This window comes from Acinetobacter sp. 228, assembly GCF_048147885.1.
In genome coordinates this window covers 1-1,118 of record NZ_JAYWYV010000497.1, presented here as the reverse complement: position 1 = coordinate 1,118, position 1,118 = coordinate 1, and the positions used below count along the sequence as shown (strand labels likewise).

Below are 1,118 nucleotides of genomic sequence, written 5' to 3'. Positions count from 1 at the left end.
ACAATAAGTAAACCAGCAAACCATGAAATATAAATATGTAATGGCTTAACAATGGCTAATAACTCAGGATTATCTTGCACCAGGCGTGGAATTTCAAATAAATATAAAACCGGAGCAGGGTGACCAGCACTCCAGCTAAATAAACAGCCAGTGACCGGTAAAGCGACTAAAATCACATACAGTAATAAATGTCCGATGTGAGCTAAAGTTTTCATTGTTGGTGACATCGTGTCAGGCAATTGTGGAGCAGGATGGGTGTAACGCCAAAATAGACGAATGACCACGAGGAAGATAATGGTTGTGGCGATATTCTTATGTAGTGTAATGACATCGCCTTTAAAGCTGCCATCAACGTCATAACTTAGAAAATTTCCACTATAGAAACCAATCACCCAAGCAGTGATAAAAATGATGGCCATGACCCAATGCAGAATCTGTGCAGTACGGGTGTAGTATTGAGAGGTTGAGGCAGGCATAAAAGACCCTTTTTTTGTCATTCTAGCGCTAGATTTTATGGGAAACTGTTAAATTTGAGAAATGTTGTTCCCGTAACAGAGCGTGCTATAAACAGAACGCTTCAATTTAAAAAACACGGTTAAGTTGAGCTGGAGAATAAGGGACTTAATTTGCACAAAAGCATCAATTTATTTGGTTCTTCTAAGCACAAGTTTAGGCAAAATACGCGCTGCTTACGTTCGATCAAAGGCAAAAATGATGAAAAAATTGATGCTCGCTGTAGCACCAGTTGTTTTAGCTTTAACTGCATGTGCAACCACTACAGGTACCGGTACTGGCGGTGCTTCTGCACAAACGACAACTCAACAGTTAGGCGTAGCTGCATTAAAAGTTGCTGTTAATGCGAAATGTATTACAGAAATTAATAATGTTGCTGCATGGAAGACAGCAACAAAATATATGACTGCTGAACAGCGTGATAGCATCCAAACGAATGTTTGCGGCTGTGTAAGTGAAAAAGCACCAAATAGTGTGACTGCAGTAGAATTAGCTGCTGCTGCGCTTGACGTGAATACTCGTGCTACAATCGTAAACCAAGTGGTTTCTAAAACTGTAAATGCTTGTGTGGCAGAAGCTTTACAAAAATAATTGATGTTTTAAGC

Annotated in this window: 2 protein-coding genes; one reads left to right on the top strand and one right to left on the bottom strand. The window is 39.7% G+C overall.

Going from position 1 to position 1,118, the window contains the following annotated elements; all coding sequences use genetic code 11:
* A partial coding sequence (locus VXQ92_RS20185; RefSeq protein ID WP_416682984.1) for a cytochrome b occupies nucleotides 1-476 on the bottom strand: 476 nt, incomplete at its 3' end.
* A gap of 238 nt (nucleotides 477-714) precedes the next feature.
* On the opposite strand from VXQ92_RS20185, the gene VXQ92_RS20180 reads away from it, so the two are divergent.
* On the top strand, nucleotides 715-1,104 hold the full coding sequence (locus tag VXQ92_RS20180; protein ID WP_000735757.1) for a hypothetical protein: 390 nt from the start codon (nucleotides 715-717) through the stop codon (nucleotides 1,102-1,104).
* The last annotated feature ends 14 nt before the right edge of the window (nucleotides 1,105-1,118 follow it).